This is a genomic window from Mycobacterium gordonae (genome assembly GCF_002101675.1).
Lineage (GTDB): Bacteria > Actinomycetota > Actinomycetes > Mycobacteriales > Mycobacteriaceae > Mycobacterium > Mycobacterium gordonae.
The window spans coordinates 1-15,362 of the sequence record NZ_LQOY01000151.1 but is presented as its reverse complement, the minus strand read 5'-3'; the positions used below and the strand labels follow the sequence as shown (position 1 = coordinate 15,362).

Annotated in this window: 11 protein-coding genes; 6 read left to right on the top strand and 5 right to left on the bottom strand. The window is 66.3% G+C overall.

Annotated elements, in window-relative coordinates; genetic code table 11:
- The first annotated feature begins 30 nt into the window (after nucleotides 1-30).
- Nucleotides 31-648, top strand: coding sequence for a hypothetical protein (locus tag AWC08_RS20800; RefSeq protein ID WP_069433806.1), 618 nt, complete (start codon nucleotides 31-33; stop codon nucleotides 646-648).
- 27 nt (nucleotides 649-675) lie between these two features.
- Here AWC08_RS20800 and AWC08_RS20795 read toward each other — a convergent pair whose 3' ends face one another.
- The gene (locus tag AWC08_RS20795) at nucleotides 676-1,920 is read right to left on the bottom strand and encodes a cytochrome P450 (protein WP_069433807.1); all 1,245 of its coding nucleotides are present in this window, start codon (nucleotides 1,918-1,920) and stop codon (nucleotides 676-678) included.
- The gene (gene purB / locus AWC08_RS20790) at nucleotides 1,917-3,335 is read right to left on the bottom strand and encodes an adenylosuccinate lyase (protein ID WP_069433815.1); all 1,419 of its coding nucleotides are present in this window, start codon (nucleotides 3,333-3,335) and stop codon (nucleotides 1,917-1,919) included. Before purB ends, AWC08_RS20795 begins: the two co-directional genes overlap by 4 nt.
- Before the next feature lie 196 nt (nucleotides 3,336-3,531).
- Here purB and AWC08_RS20785 point away from each other — a divergent pair, with 196 nt between their 5' ends.
- A complete protein-coding gene (locus AWC08_RS20785) occupies nucleotides 3,532-4,290 on the top strand; it encodes a DUF429 domain-containing protein (RefSeq protein ID WP_069433808.1) in 759 nt (252 codons plus the stop codon).
- Here the strand turns inward: AWC08_RS20785 and AWC08_RS20780 are convergent.
- Nucleotides 4,233-4,892, bottom strand: coding sequence for a TetR/AcrR family transcriptional regulator (locus tag AWC08_RS20780; RefSeq protein ID WP_142283708.1), 660 nt, complete (start codon nucleotides 4,890-4,892; stop codon nucleotides 4,233-4,235). The genes AWC08_RS20785 and AWC08_RS20780 overlap by 58 nt on opposite strands.
- Nucleotides 4,893-4,947: 55 nt before the next feature.
- Between AWC08_RS20780 and AWC08_RS20775 the strand changes: the two genes are divergently transcribed.
- The 3 genes from AWC08_RS20775 to AWC08_RS20765 all read left to right on the top strand — a co-directional run bounded on the left by AWC08_RS20775 (nucleotide 4,948) and on the right by AWC08_RS20765 (nucleotide 9,252).
- Nucleotides 4,948-5,859 (top strand): alpha/beta hydrolase, encoded by a 912-nt coding sequence (locus AWC08_RS20775; protein ID WP_069433809.1) that lies wholly within the window; start codon nucleotides 4,948-4,950, stop codon nucleotides 5,857-5,859.
- A 52-nt stretch (nucleotides 5,860-5,911) separates the two neighbouring features.
- The gene (locus AWC08_RS20770; protein ID WP_069433817.1) at nucleotides 5,912-7,495 is read left to right on the top strand and encodes a gamma-glutamyltransferase family protein; all 1,584 of its coding nucleotides are present in this window, start codon (nucleotides 5,912-5,914) and stop codon (nucleotides 7,493-7,495) included.
- Nucleotides 7,496-7,689: 194 nt separating this feature from the next.
- Nucleotides 7,690-9,252 (top strand): serine/threonine-protein kinase, encoded by a 1,563-nt coding sequence (locus tag AWC08_RS20765; RefSeq protein ID WP_065136098.1) that lies wholly within the window; start codon nucleotides 7,690-7,692, stop codon nucleotides 9,250-9,252.
- 13 nt (nucleotides 9,253-9,265) lie between these two features.
- Here AWC08_RS20765 and purD read toward each other — a convergent pair whose 3' ends face one another.
- Nucleotides 9,266-10,534, bottom strand: coding sequence for a phosphoribosylamine--glycine ligase (purD, locus tag AWC08_RS20760; protein WP_069433810.1), 1,269 nt, complete (start codon nucleotides 10,532-10,534; stop codon nucleotides 9,266-9,268).
- A gap of 112 nt (nucleotides 10,535-10,646) precedes the next feature.
- Nucleotides 10,647-11,834: a serine hydrolase domain-containing protein gene (locus tag AWC08_RS20755; protein ID WP_065132036.1), complete on the bottom strand. Its 1,188-nt coding sequence runs from the start codon at nucleotides 11,832-11,834 to the stop codon at nucleotides 10,647-10,649.
- Nucleotides 11,835-11,976: 142 nt separating this feature from the next.
- Between AWC08_RS20755 and AWC08_RS20750 the strand changes: the two genes are divergently transcribed.
- Nucleotides 11,977-15,362: helix-turn-helix transcriptional regulator (locus tag AWC08_RS20750; RefSeq protein ID WP_142283707.1), on the top strand; the 3,386-nt coding region annotated here is incomplete at its 3' end.

Genomic DNA, 15,362 nt, shown 5'->3' with positions numbered 1-15,362 from the left:
TTCGGTGCGAGCTGTGCTGGTATCGGAGGCATGACGAGGTTCCTGCCGTACTCCACCCGCCCCCTTCGCCTGTTCGGTCAACTGATCAGCGATATCACCATTTCGTTGTGGACGGTGATCTGGGTGTTCGTCGGCATGGCGGTGCACGACGCGATCGCGACGATCGCCGAGGCCGGGAGGCAAGTGGAGAGCGGTTCGAAAGGCCTGGCCGGCAACCTCGCCTCGGCAGGACAGGGAGCGCACAGCGTTCCACTGCTCGGCGATGCGCTCGGCAAGCCGCTGGACGCCGCCAGCCAGGCGGCTCTGGACGTGGCGGGCGCGGGCCACAACCTGGACACGACAGCGAGCTGGCTGGCCTGGGTCCTGGCGCTGGCGGTGGCGTCGCCGCCGATTCTGGCGGTGACCGTGCCGTGGCTGTTCCTGCGCTGGCGGTTCTTCCGGCGCAAGTGGGTGGTGACCGCGCTGGCCGCCACCGCGGCAGGGCAGCAACTGCTGGCCATGCGGGCGCTGGCCAACCGGTCGCCGGCCAAGCTTGCGGCGGTCAGTGCCGACCCGGTAGGCGGCTGGCGCCACGAGGATCCGATGGTGATCCGGGGGTTGGCCGCGCTGGAACTGAGGGCGGCCGGAATCCGGTTGCGGATGCCCTGACATTGTTACGCCGCAGCGACACGGCGTTCAGGGCCGGCTGGCGTCCAGTTCCACGACCAGATGGCGGATGCCGGTGTGCCGGTTGCTGCGCGTCCATTCCGGAGGTTCCACCAACCGGACGGCGTCGAACCGCGACAACAGTTCCTCGTAGAGCACTCGCAGCTCCAGCCGGGCCAGGTTGGCGCCCAGACAGTAGTGCACCCCCTGACCGAATCCCAGGTGCGGATTGGGTTTACGGGTGATGTCGAACTGGGCGGCGCGCTGGAAGACGGTGTCGTCGCGGTTGGCCGAGCCTTCCCAGATCTGCACCTTCTGGCCCGCCTGGATCCGGTGTCCGCCGAGGGTGACATCGCGGGTGGCGGTGCGCCGCTTGGACGGCGACGGCGATGTCCATCGGATGATCTCCTCCACCGTCGTCGGCAGCAACTCGAAATCGCTCCGCAGCGCCCGTAGTTGGTCCGGGTGCTCGGCCAGCGCCAGTAGCCCGCCCGCGACCGCGTTACGGGTCGTCTCCGCCCCGGCGCTGAACAACAGACTGAAGAACAGGTACACCTCGAGGTCGGACAACGCCTGGGAGTCCCCGTCGTCGACCAGGGCGTTGGCAACCACCGACAGCATGTCGTCGGTCGGCTGCGCACGCTTGGCGGCGATCAGCTCCTGACCATAGGTGTACATTCGCGAGCCGGCCTCTTCGATCGACAGCTGCGACAGTGCAGCCTTGCGCGATCCGCCGAAGTCGAACTGCGGCTCGATCGCCTCGAACAGCCAATGCCGTTCGGATTCAGGCACTCCCAACAGGATGCAGATCATCTGCATCGGCACCTCGGCGGCGATGTCGACCAGGAAATCGAACGGCTGGCCGGGCACCACTTCGTCCACCAGCCGGCGCGCCCGTGCCCGTAGGTCGTCCTCGACCCGGCGGATCATGCGCGGCGTGAGGCCGGAGCTGACCAGCCGCCGGATCTGCGAGTGCCGGGGATCGTCCATCATGTTGAGCACCTGGCCCGCGATCGCCAGATCCTGCAACAATGTGCCGCCGAACGGACGGGAGCCGCCGGTGACAGACGAGTACGTCACCGGATCCCGGAGTACCTCAAGGGTTTCCGGGTAGGTGGCCACCGACCAGAACCCTTCGCCGTCGGGGGTGTTGTCGGTGGGTTCGTGCCAGAACACCGGCGCCTCCCGGCGGTGCACGGCGAACAACTCGTGCGGGAAACCGTTGGCGAAGTTGTCCAGGTCGGTGAAGTCGATGCCCGTTACCGCGGTGGTCACAGGATCGCCCCCGGCGTGTACTTGGCCGCCTCCGGGTAGCGACTCACGAGCTCGTCCACCAGGGTGGCCACCTCGTCGACCTGGTCACCGGCCGCACCGACAAAGGCCGCCTTGTTGGCCAGCGCGGCATCGAGTGCCGCCCTATCCAGCGGGAGCCGGTCGTCGTCGGCCAACCGGTCCAACAGGTCGGGCTCGGCGCCGCGTTCCCGCATGGCCAGCGCCGTGGCCACCGCGTGTTCGCGGATCACATGGTGCGCGGCTTCGCGGCCCATCCCGGCACGCACGGCGGCGATCAGAACCTTGGTGGTGGCCAGGAACGGCAGATACCGGTCTAGCTCGCGCTGGATCACCGCCGGGTACGCACCGAACTCGTCGAGCACCGTCAGGAACGTCTCGATCTGTCCGTCGATGGCAAAGAAGCTGTCCGGCAAGGCCACTCGGCGCACGACGGAGCAGAAAACGTCGCCCTCGTTCCACTGCGCGCCGGCCAGCTCGGCGGCCATCGACGCGTAGCCGCGCAGCACCACCTGGAGTCCGTTGACCCGTTCGCAGCTGCGCGTGTTCATCTTGTGCGGCATCGCCGACGAGCCGACCTGACCTTCGGCGAACCCTTCGGTGACCAGTTCGTGTCCGGCCATCAGCCGGATGGTGTGCGCCAGCGACGACGGTCCCGCACCCAGCTGCACCAGCGCGGACAGCACGTCATGGTCCAGCGAACGCGGATACACCTGTCCGACACTGCGCAATACCGTTGCAAATCCCAGGAATTCGGCCACCTGCTGCTCTAGGGCGGCGAGTTTGACCGCGTCACCGTCGAGCAGGTCAAGCATGTCCTGTGCGGTGCCCATCGGGCCCTTGATGCCGCGCAGCGGGTAGCGGTCGATCAGCTCCCGCAGCCGGGTCAGCGCGATCAGCGTCTCCTGCGCGGCCGAGGCGAACCGCTTGCCCAGGGTGGTGGCCTGGGCGGCGACGTTGTGGCTGCGCCCGGCCATCACCAGGTCGCGGTAGGCCACGGCCCGCTCGGCAAGGCGGGCCACCACCGCAACGCCATGGTTGAACACCAGTTCCAGCGACTGGCGGATCTGCAGCTGCTCCACGTTCTCGGTCAGGTCGCGGCTGGTCATGCCCTTGTGCACATGCTCGTGGCCGGCGAGTGCGTTGAACTCCTCGATGCGGGCCTTGACGTCGTGGCGTAGCACCCGCTCCCGCGCGGCGATCGAGGCCAGATCGACGTTGTCGAGGACGCGCTGGTAGTCGTCGATCGCCCCGGCGGGGACGTCCACACCCAGCTGGGTCTGGGCCCGCAGCACGGCCAGCCATAGCCGCCGCTCCGCAACCACCTTGGCCTCGGGTGACCAGATCGCGACCATCTCACCGCTTGCGTACCGGTTGGCCAGCACGTTTGGAATGCTCACGAACACACAGCTTACGGTCGGGCGCGGGACGCACCTACCGGCGACCGGCCAAATCCCAACTGTCACAGCAGTCCTGCGTCAGGCGCCACTCTCTTGCCCGCCTCACAGCGACACGTCAACCCTGTCGCGCTGAGGTGGGCACAAACAGTCGCGACTCCGGCAGAGATCAAAGTGACGGAAGTGACATGATGCCGCCATGCACTTCGCCGGCGTCGACCTGGCCTGGGCGGGCCGCAATCCGACCGGGATTGCCGTCGTCGACGAGGGCGGTGTGCTCGTCGACGTCTGCGCCGTCCGCACCGACGACGAAGTGCTCAATGCGCTGCGCCCGCACCTGCGAAGTGAGTGCGTCGTGGGTTTCGACGCGCCGCTGGTGGTGACCAATCCGACCGGACAGCGCCCGGCCGAGACCGCGCTGAACCGCGATTTCCGCAGGTTTGAGGCGGGGGCGCATCCGTCCAACACCGGCAAACCCGAATTCGCCGGCGGGCCACGAGCCGCGCGGCTGGCCGCCGAGCTGAACCTCGACGTGGACCCGTATTCGAAGGCGCCGCGACGCGCCCTCGAGGTGTATCCGCACGCGGCGACGGTGGCCTTGTTCCGGCTGCCCCGCACATTGAAGTACAAAGCCAAGCCGGGCCGCGACATCGAGCGGCTGCGCTCAGAGTTACTGCGGCTGATGGACCTCGTCGAGACACTGGCCGGCGCGCGGGTAGGCCTGCGTGTCTGCGAACACGAAGGGTGGACCAGGCTGCGCCGCGCCGTGCTGACCGCACAACGCAAGAGCGAACTGCGGGGCGCGGAGGATCCCGTCGATGCCGTCGTTTGTGCCTATGTGGCGATGTACGCACACCGCCGTCCCGACGACATCACCATCTACGGCGACGCGGCGACCGGCTATATCGCGACGCCGTCGTTGCCCAGCGACGTGCTGATGACCCGCACCGGCGGCTGATCGACGGGAGCGAGCACTTCGATCAGGTCGATCACCGTCGCCATCGCCGCGGCGCGCGGATCGCGCCCCTCGACCAGAGCCGAGACCACCGAGCCGTCAACGGCACAGATCAGGGTGCACACCAGCTCGATTTGAACTGACCGACCCGACCTCTCGATGGCTTCGGCGACCGCCTCTGCCCGCTGGCGCAGGCTGCGCCGCATGCTGTCGCGCAGGGCCGGAAGACGGGTACAGGCGATATGCCGCTCATACCGCGATATCAGCTGCTCAGCGAGCCCCGGCCCGGATACGTCCCCTACCAGCAAGTCGACCAGCACGTCAGCGGTGGTCTCCGGCCCGCGGCGCCGACGGGACAGGGCGTTGACCCTGGCCCTCAACTGCGCCACCTCGATCATTCCAATGTGTTCGACCGCGCGGGCGATCAAATCATCGAGTGACGAGAAGTAGTAGGTAGTAGACGCCAGGGGCAGGCCGGCTCGCCGAGCGACCGCCCGATGGCGCACCGCTTCGAACCCGCCTTCGCCGAGCAGCTCGGCGGCAGCGCTTACCAACGCATACCGCCGACGTTCTCCTTTTGGAGTAACTGCTGCTGTCACGTCCACCCATGCTGCCAGTCAAAGTGGTACTGCATTGCCATTTTCGCGAAACGAACATGGCATGATGAGCCGCATGCCAGACATCAGCCGCCGCGCCGTGCTGCGCCTCGGAGCCGCCGCCGCATGCGGCGCGGGCGGCGCATATGCGCTCGACGTGCTGTTTCACCCCCGTACGTCGGGCGCCGCGCCGGTTTCCTGGACTGGGACAAACGTTCCATTGGCGCCGACACGGCCGCTAGATCCGGCACCCCCCGCTCAGGCCGCCCCGACCATGCTCACGGGCTCGTTCGTCTCGGCCGCCCGGGGCGGGATATCGACCAACTGGGCGATCGCGCGCCCGCCGGGCCAGACCAAACCGCTGCGACCGGTCATCGCGTTGCACGGCAAAGGCAACGATGCGGCGGCCGTCATGGCCGGCGGTGTGGAACAAGGCCTGGCCCAGGCCGTCAACGCCGGGTTGCCGCCGTTCGCGGTGGTCGCCGTTGACGGTGGCGGCGGCTACTGGCACAGGCGGGCCGACGGTGACGATGCCGGGTCGATGGTGCTCAACGAGCTGATCCCGATGCTGGACAGCCACGGACTGGACACCTCGCGGGTGGGCTTTCTGGGCTGGTCGATGGGCGGCTACGGTGCGCTGCTGCTGGGTGGCCGGCTGGGCGCCGGACGCACCGCGGCGATCTGCGCGGTCAGCCCCGCGCTGTGGACATCCCCAGGCGCGGCCGCGCCCGGCGCCTTCGACGGGCCCGACGACTACGCGGCCAATTCGGTGTGGGGCATGCCGGCTCTGAGTTCAATCCCTATTCGGATCGACTGCGGAGACAGTGACCCCTTCTACTCGGCGACCAAGCAGTTCATCGCTCAGTTGCCGAATCCGCCGGCCGGTGGTTTCTCCCCGGGCGGTCACGACGGCGGGTTCTGGAGTTCACAGCTGCCGGCCGAGATGACATGGATGGCTCCGCTGCTGACGGCGTGAAACCTCTGGTTGCTGCGGCCGGTACGCCGTTACGCTCGCCTGCGTGAGCACACTGAGCACACCATTCGGCTGGAACAACCCGTACCGCTGGCCTCGGACGCCCATGCTGGCCGCCAACGCGGTCTGCACATCACAGCCGCTGGCCGCCCAGGCGGGGCTGGGCATGCTGGCGGCCGGCGGTAACGCCGTCGACGCGGCCATCGCCACCGCGATCACACTCACGCTGGTCGAACCGGTGTCCAACGGGATCGGGTCGGACGCGTTCGCCATCGTCTGGGATGGTGAGCGTCTGCACGGGCTCAACGCGTCGGGGCGCGCACCGGCCGCGTGGACACCGGAATACTTTGGCGCGCAGGGTGTTCCGCCCACCGGCTGGAATTCCGTGACGGTGCCCGGTGCGGTGTCGGCCTGGGCGAAGCTGCACGCCGAGTTCGGCAAGCTTCCGTTCGAGCGCCTCTTCGCGCCCGCAATCTCTTACGGCCGCGGCGGTTTCCTCGTCTCGCCGATGGTGGCCGCCCAGTGGGCGGCTCAGGTGCCGTTGTTCAAGAACCAGCCCGGATTCGCCGAAGCGTTCCTGCCGGGCGGACGCAGCCCCAAAGCCGGTGAGCTGTTCACCTTTCCCGACCATGCGGCCACGCTGGAGAAGATCGCAGTTTCGCGCGGCGAGGAGTTCTATCGCGGGACACTGGCGGCGGCACTCGAAGCGCATTCGGCGGCGAACGGCGGCGCCCTGCACGCCAGCGACCTGGCCGCGCACCGGGCCGATTGGGTGGGCACGATCAACGGCGAGTACCGCGGTTACACGGTCCACGAAATACCGCCCAACGGCCAGGGTATCGTGGCGCTGATCGCGTTGGGGATCCTCGAGCACTTCGACATGGCCTCGCTGCCAGTCGATTCCGCCGACAGTGTGCACCTGCAGATCGAAGCGCTGAAACTGGCGTTCGCCGACGCGCATGCCTATGTCGGCGATATCGACCACATGACGGTGACCGCAACGCAACTGCTCGACCCCGAGTATCTGAAGCTGCGGGCCGCGCTGATCGACCCCGAGCGCGCCAGACCCGCCTCGGCCGGAACACCCCGTGGCGGCACGGTTTATCTGACCGCCGCCGATGCCTCCGGGATGATGGTGTCGATGATCCAGTCGAACAACATGGGTTTCGGCTCCGGCGTGGTGGTGCCCGGCACCGGGATATCGCTGCATAACCGTGGCGCCAATTTCGCTGCGACGCAGGGACATCCGAATCAGGTTGGTCCGGGCAAGCGCCCCTACCACACCATCATCCCCGGCTTCGTCACCAAGAACGGCGCGCCGGTGCTGACTTTGGGCGTGATGGGTGGACCCATGCAGCCCCAAGGTCACGTGCAGGTGCTGGTGCGTATCGCCGACTATTGCCAGAACCCCCAGGCAGCTTGCGACGGCCCGCGGTTCCGCTGGGTGCAGGGCATGGAAGTCAGTTGCGAGAACGGTTTTCCGCCTGAAACTTTGGACGAGCTGCGGCAGCGCGGGCACGAACTGCTCACCGTGGACGACTACAACGCATTCGGGAGTTGCCAAGCGATCTGGCGCCTCGAAGCGGGGTATCTCGCGGCCAGTGACCCTCGCCGTGATGGTCAGGCCGCAATTATATGAACTTTATTTCCTGAATTCAAAGTTAGATTGCCAAGCGATGGCGTGCTGCATCCCCGGCAGTGAATCGAAGGTTAACGCACGGTGAACTCATAGGAAACTCTTGTCGTCGTTCGCGGCAGATTGCGGCTATCATTGGACGAGTAATCGCAGGTAAGTGCCTGGGCATGGACCCGGCGCCCCGGAGGGACGGTGCGATGATTGGGTTAACTCGTCAGGGCTTGAGCATCGGACTGAGGCCCGGTGAGGTGTTTGCCGGGTACACCATTATCCGGTTGTTGGGGTGCGGCGGCATGGGTGAGGTCTACCTCGCGGAGCATCCGCGGTTACCCCGTCAGGAGGCACTGAAGGTCTTGAGTGGCGACATATCGGCCGACGACGAGTACCGGCGACGTTTCGTCAGAGAGGCGGATCTGGCTGCCGCTCTGTGGCACCCGAACATCGTACGCGTTAATGACCGCGGCGAGTTTGACGGAAAATTGTGGATCTCAATGGATTTTGTGGACGGAACCGATGCTGCGAGCCTATTGAGGAATCGCTATCCGGCGGGCATGCCGGCAGATCGGGTAGTTGCGATAGTGGAGGCGATCGCCAGTGCCCTGGACTATGCGCATCAGCACCACAACGTCATGCATCGGGATGTCAGCCCTGCCAATATACTGCTGTCCGAGCCGGATGAAGGTAGTCAGAGAATCCTGCTCAGCGACTTCGGAATTGCTAGGAACATAGGCGATACCAGCAGCGGGCTCACCGCGACCAACATGATGATCGGCACCTTCCCCTACGCCGCACCGGAGCAATTGACGGATGAGCCGCTGGACCACCGCGCCGATCAGTACGCTCTTGCCGCGACCGCCTATCATCTGCTGACCGGATCGCAGTTGTTCCCCCACGACAACCCTGCCGTGGTAATCAGCCGCCACTTGAGTGCGCCACCGCCGTTGCTGGCGGAAACTCATCCATTGCTGGCGCCTTTCGATTCGGCGCTTGCTACAGCGCTCGCGAAGGACCCCACCGATCGATACTCTCGCTGCACTGCTTTCGCTCAGGCTTTCGCACGCGCAGCCCGCGCGGGTCAATCGGCCACCTCGGTATGCACGATGCCCAGACCCGCGGCGGTCCGGCCCCAGCGCAGATCGGTAACCGAGACAGAGGCTCACGGCACCAAACCGCACCCTCGACGGTGGCGGATCTTCGCGGCGGCAGCAACGGTGATCGCACTCACCGGCATCGCCGCCAGCGGCTACCCGCTTGACGATAGAAGCGAGGTCAGCCCTCGTGCGCTGGCCCAGGCTGCTGAGCAGCCCGACTTCGCCTCGGAGGTGTCGCCACCGCCGTTGCCACCGGCGGCGCCCGCGCCGCCGGTGGCGGCACCTGCCAACGAGGCCGTCGCACTGCCATCAACCCCGTCAATCCCGGCGCCGACTTCGCCACCTGCACCCCGGCGAGCGCCCGTCCCGGCTGCCGCTTCCGCTGCGCCCCCAGCTCCGGCGAAAGCTCCCGAGCCTGCGCCGCAACGGCCACCCGACCCGGACCAGGCCTTCGTCAATATGGTGTCCGGCATCCCCGGTCTTACCGTCACCGATCCGGGCACGGCCGCCGCCACCGGCCGAGCCGTGTGCAATAGCCTGCAAAACGGTGGCACGCCAAATGATTCGGTGCAGGCGACGGTGACCGGCAACGACGGCGTCACACCCGCGCAGGCCGCCGCGGGCGTCAACGCAGCGATCACCGTTTACTGTCCGCAGTACCAGCAATAGCGGGGTTGTCCGGCTACACGCTGATCTTTCCCTCGGCGGCGCGCTGCCCGATATCGGTGCGGAAGTGGCTGCCCGGCAATCGAATCGAGTCGAGGATGCCGTACGCGCGGGCGCGCGCTTCGGCCAGATCGGCGCCGGTACCGACGACCGACAACACCCGCCCGCCGGAGGAGACGATTGCGCCGTCGTCACGGCGGGCGGTGCCGGCGTGCAGGACGCCATCGGCTTCCGAGCCGACAATGACGTCTCCGACGCGTGGCCGCCCGGGATAATTCTCCGCCGCCAGCACCACCGTCACTGCTGAGCCGTCCCGCCAGCGCAACGGTTCGAAGTCAGCCAGTTTCCCGTTACCAGCGGCATACAGCAGCTGTCCGAGCGGCGACTCCAGCAGCGCCAGCACGGCTTGCGTCTCCGGATCACCGAACCGGCAATTGAATTCGACCACCGCGGGGCCGTCGGAGGTGATGGCCAGACCGGCGTAGAGCAACCCGTTGAACGGGCTGCCGCGCCGGACAAGTTCGGCCGCAACGGGTTCCACAACCCGGCTGACGATGTCGTGGTAGACATCGTCGGGCAACCATGACAGTGGCGCGTAGGCGCCCATGCCGCCGGTGTTGGGGCCGACGTCGCCGTCGCCGACCCGCTTGAAGTCCTGCGCGGGCAGCAGCGGCACCACGGTCGCGCCGTCGAGCACGCAGAACAACGACACCTCGGGCCCGTCCAGAAACGACTCGAGCAACACGGGATGACCCGAATCGAGGAGGCCGGCGGCGTGGGCGCGAGCGGCCTCGCGGTCAGCGGTGACGACGACACCTTTGCCGGCGGCCAGCGAGTCGTCCTTGACCACCCAGGCCGGGTCACCGGCAGCCGGTCCGAAACGCGCGAGGGCGGCATCCAGATGCGCCGGGTTGTCCACGATCTCACTGGCCGCAGTGCGCACTCCGGCCGCGGCCATGACCTCTTTGGCGAAGGCCTTGGACCCTTCGATGCGAGCCGCGTCCTTGCCGGGCCCGAAGCAGACGATGCCGGCGGCGCGCACCGCGTCGGCCACGCCCAGCACCAGCGGCACCTCGGGGCCGATCACGACCAGGTCGGCCTCGACCTTGCGCGCCAGCGCGACGACCTGCTCAGCGGAGGTGATGTCGACGTCGTGCTGCTCGGCCAGCCGGCCAGTGCCAGCGTTGCCCGGGGCCACAATCAACCCCGTGACCTGCGGGTCTTTGCTGAGCGCCAGCAAGAGGGCATGTTCTCGGGCACCGGAGCCGATCACCAGGACGCGCACGACACGCCACCCTATCTGACGCTGAGCAGACACAAAATCGCACGTTTGGCGCGGCCAAAGTGCGATCTTGTGTCTGCTCGCCAGGTGGCTACGGCAACTTCCCTCGACGGACCTAGGTGAGGGCCTCATAGATCAGTTTGGTGTATTTGCGGGTGCGCTCGGTTCCCGCCGACGTCACTTGTCCCATCTTGTTCATCACGTAGCCGAAGGTGGTGCGGCGCTCCGGATTCATGACCGCCATTGAGCCACCCCAGCCGCCCCAGTAGCAGATCTTCTCGTCGGGGATGTCGGGCACCGCCTCGAGATGCGGCAACGCGAATCCGAGGCCCCACCGGGTCGGCATGGCCAGCACCAGATCGATGCCGTTGGCTTGCTCTTGAAAGATCAGGTCGATGGTTTCAGGGCTCAGCAGCCGCACGCCGTTGACATTGCCGTTCAACGAGATCGGAGACAGGGCACGAACCAGCGAGCGCGCGTTTCCGTGGCCGTTGGCCGACCCGATCTCGGCGCCGCGCCACGCCGGTGTTTCGGCTGCCAGGGCAGACTCGGGAGTGGGTGGCATCGCGGCGAACGTCTTGCGCATCGGGTGGTCGCCAGGAACGGCGTCCAACGGGACATCGAGCGGCGGAGGTGGGATGAGTTCGGCGATCCGCGAATCGTCCTCGGGGCGTGCTCCGATCTGAAAGTCGGCCCCGAGCGGTTCGGCGATCTCCTCGCGCACAAACTGTTTCAATGTCTTGCCGGTGATCCGGCGGATGACTTCGCCGATGAGATGGCCACTGGTCACGGCGTGGTATCCGGACGCGGTACCCGGTGTCCACCACGGCGCCTGCGCGGCAAGCTGCGCCGTGGACTTTTCCCGGTCGTAGATATCGTCGAGGGTGAATGGCATCTCCCAACCGGACAATCCCGAGGTGTGGCTCATGATGTGGCGCACCTCGATGTGCTCCTTACCGTTGGCGGCGAACTCGGGCCAGTACTTCGCGACCGGGGCGAACGGATCGAGCAGCCCACGGTCAATCAGAATCAACGCCGCCAGTGAGGTGACATTCTTGGTGCTGGAGAAGACGTTGACGATCGTGTCTTTCCGCCATGCACGGGTTTTGGCTTTGTCGGCATTCCCGCCCCATACGTCAACAACGAACTCGCCGTCGATATCGACGGCGATCGCGGCGCCGAGTTCGCCATCGCCAGTGACCTCGTCGGCCAGCGCGGCGACGAGGTCCTCGAAACGCTTGTCGTAGTGTCCATGCAGAACGCCAGTCGTGAAGTGGGCGTCGATCAGGGTCTGGGTGTCCATCCGTTGTCTCCTCAAGTTCAGTGAAACTCACTATCGGACATGAACGGCGAAAGAACATCGGCCAAACGACCTAGCTTGGGATGCGTCAGGCCCAGCGGTCATCTAGGTGTTTCAGCCGATGATTGCTGCCTGAGGTCGCTACATGCTGGTTACCATGACTGGGATCGACAGAATCGCGGACACGCAACCGTTGGACTGGAGCGAGTTGGGCGTGAGCGAGCTACCCACCGGAACGGTCACGTTGTTGCTCGCAGATGTCGAGGGCTCCACACGGTTGTGGCAGACCCAGCCCGGCGAAATGAGTGCCGCAGTCGCTCGTCTCGACCGGGCGCTGACGGACCTGGTCACCGCCCACCGCGGGGTGCGCCCGGTCGAACAAGGTGAGGGCGACAGCTTCGTTGTCGCCTTCGCTCGAGCCAGCGACGCCGCGGCGTTTGCGCTGCAACTGCAGCTCACACCGCTCTCACCGCTCAGTTTGCGGATCGGTTTGCATACCGGCGAGGTACAACTCCGCGACGAAGCAAACTACGTCGGGCCGACCATCAACCGTGCCGCACGGTTGCGCGATCTTGCCCACGGCGGTCAGACGGTCCTGTCGGCGACGACCGGCGACCTGCTCGCCGACGTGCTTCCCGCCGATGCGTGGATGCTCGACCTGGGCACCCATCCGCTGCGGGATCTGCCGAGACCCGAACGTGTGTCGCAGCTGTGTCACGCCGACCTTCGCATCGACTTCCCACCACTACGCGGCCCGAAAACCGATAAACAACAGCATCTTCCACCACAGCTCACCAGCTTTGTGGGCCGCGGCACCGAGATCGAGACGGTACGGCAGTTGATCGCCGATAACCGGTTGGTGACGCTGACCGGATCCGGCGGCGTGGGCAAGACACGTCTGGCGGTGCGGGTCGCGGAAAAGGTGGTGGGCGATTTAGCGGACGGGGTGTGGTACGTCGATCTCTCCCCGATCACCGACTCCGACGTCGTGCCGGTCACCGTGACACGCGCGTTGGGGCTGCCCGACCAGGCTGGGCGGTCGACGATGGACACGCTAACCCGGGTCGTGGCCGGTCGGCAGATGCTCATCGTCTTGGACAACTGTGAGCACGTGATCGACGCATGTGCCTCGCTGACCGTTGCCCTGCTGGGAGCTTGCCCGGCGGTTACCATCTTGACCACCAGCCGCGAGCCTATCCGAGTGGCAGGCGAAGTCGTCTGGGCGGTGCCGTCCCTGTCGCTGGCCGACGAGGCGATCGCATTGTTCACCGAACGCGCCCGTCACGTTCGACCCGACTTCGTTGTGTCCGAGGAAAACTCGGCGACAGTGACGGAGATCTGCCAGCGCCTCGACGGCATACCATTGGCGATTGAGCTTGCGGCCGCACGAGTTCGGGCGCTGTCGCCGACGCAGATACTCGACAGCCTGCACAATCGCTTCCGGCTACTGACGGGCGGTGCCCGAACGGCCGTCCGTCGCCAACAGACGCTGCGGGCCTCTGTCGACTGGTCACACGCGCTGCTGACTGAGCCCGAACGTGTGCTGTTCCGCCGAGCGGCGGTCTTCATGGGCGGATTCGACCTCGAAGCTGCGCAGTCCGTTTGTGGCGGAAGCGATATCGAAAGTTACCAAGCCCTGGATCAACTCACCCTGCTCATCGACAAATCTCTCATCGCAGCAGAAGACAGCGCCTTCGGGACACGGTACCGAATGCTGGAGACAGTCCGCCATTACGCGCTGGAAAAGCTCGGCGAGTCCCGCGAGGCGGACGAAGTGCGCGCCCGCCACAGCGACCACTACTCCGCGATGGCGACGCTACTCGAAGCACCCGGCCGCACCGGTCATCAGCGCCGGGTCGAACGGGCCGTAATTGAGATGGACAACATGCGGGCAGCGTTCACGTGGTGCCGTGAAACCGCAACCGACACCGCGACCACAACCGCGTTGCGTCTCGCGTCTGCGTTGCAACCCTTGTGGCTCACCCGTGGCGGCGCGCAGGAGGGTACGGCCTGGTTCGAAGCTGCGCTCGACGACGTCAAGGTGCACCACATGGAGGTGCCGCCCGCGCTTCGCGCCAGGGCGCTGGCCGACAGGGCCATGCTCGACGCGGCGCAATTCATCCACGACCACACTGCGGAGGCACAAGAAGCCCTGGCGATCGCTCGCGAACTCGACAACCCGGCCTTGCTGGTCCGCGCGCTCACCGCTTGCGGCTGCTTAGCAGCCTTCGATGCCGAGGCCGCACGCCCGTACTTTGATGAGGCACTCGGCCTCGCCCGCGCACTGGGTGATGACCGGAGCCTAAGCCAGATTCTTGGTTTCCAGGCTTTCGCGGCGGTCACCGGAGAAGGTGATCCGACTGCGGTGCTCGCGGCCGGCGAAGAAGGACGCGATGTTGCCGAGGCGATCGGTGACGGCTACAACTCGCGCACGTGCCGCTGGTGTGTGGCTTTGGCGCAGTGGTGGCAAGGCGACGTCGGCGGCGCCATAACGCAATTCCGCGACCTCGTTGTCGAGTCAGAAGCCGCGCATGACGACAACTGGAGGGTGTCCAGTCTCGTCAGCTTGGGCCACCTACTCGTCTCTGGTGGCGACACGGCAGGAGCACGGGCGGCCGCGACGGCGGCTGTGCATGGCGCGGCAGACTTCGGCGAGTTCGCCCAGGGTTTTGCCTGCGCGGCGTTGGCCGCCGCGACCCTGGCGGCGGGTGACGTGGAGGCGTCCGCCAACGCCGCCGAGAAGGCTTGGCAACTAATGAGCGTCCAGCCCGAACTGGCGATCGTCAACGTCACCCCTCTTGCCCAGGTTGCGCTCGCACGTGGCGAACTGGCCGTGGCGCGGCGCTGGGCCGACGATGCCGTCTCGGCGACCCGCGGCGCGCATCTGATGCTGGCGCTGGTGACGCGGGCGCGCGTCGCACTCGCACAGGATGATCGAGACCAGGCCGAGCGCGATGCGCACGAAGCACTGGCGCTTGCGGCGAAGCTCAAGGGACACTTGGTCATTCCCGACGTGCTCGAGTGCCTGGCCACGCTCGCGGTGGACGCCGGTGCCTACCGGGATGCCGCACGCTACTTCGGAGCAGCAGAGCAACTTCGCGACCGCGCCGGTCAGGTCCGCTTCACGATCTACGACGCTGCCCACGACACGTCGGTGACCCGATTGCGGGAGGTCATGGGCGACAATGCTTTCGAGGAGTCCTGGACCCAGGGCGGGACCCTTTCCGTTGACGAGGCGATCGCTCATGCACGACGTGGCCGCGGCGAACGCAAACGACCGTCAACGGGGTCGGCTGCGCTGACACCGGCCGAACTCAACGTCGTGAAACTGTTGGGCCAAGGACTGGCGAACAAGGACATCGCCGCGCGTCTTTTCATCTCCACGCGAACTGTGCAAGCGCATTTGAGCAACATCTACTCCAAGCTGAGCGTGCGCTCACGAGTCCAACTCGCACGGCAAATTCATACGGTCATTGCAACAACATGGATCTTAGGAGTTGCAATGCCAAGTGGTTACCCGCATCCGCCGGC

Excerpts from the sequence above, each read along its gene's own strand:
- AWC08_RS20800 (WP_069433806.1), top strand. The coding sequence starts at position 31 with ATGACGAGGTTCCTGCCGTACTCCACCCGCCCCCTTCGCCTGTTCGGT.
- AWC08_RS20785 (WP_069433808.1), top strand. The coding sequence starts at position 3,532 with ATGCACTTCGCCGGCGTCGACCTGGCCTGGGCGGGCCGCAATCCGACC.
- AWC08_RS20775 (WP_069433809.1), top strand. The coding sequence starts at position 4,948 with ATGATGAGCCGCATGCCAGACATCAGCCGCCGCGCCGTGCTGCGCCTC.
- AWC08_RS20765 (WP_065136098.1), top strand. The coding sequence starts at position 7,690 with ATGATTGGGTTAACTCGTCAGGGCTTGAGCATCGGACTGAGGCCCGGT.
- AWC08_RS20755 (WP_065132036.1), bottom strand. The coding sequence starts at position 11,834 with ATGGACACCCAGACCCTGATCGACGCCCACTTCACGACTGGCGTTCTG.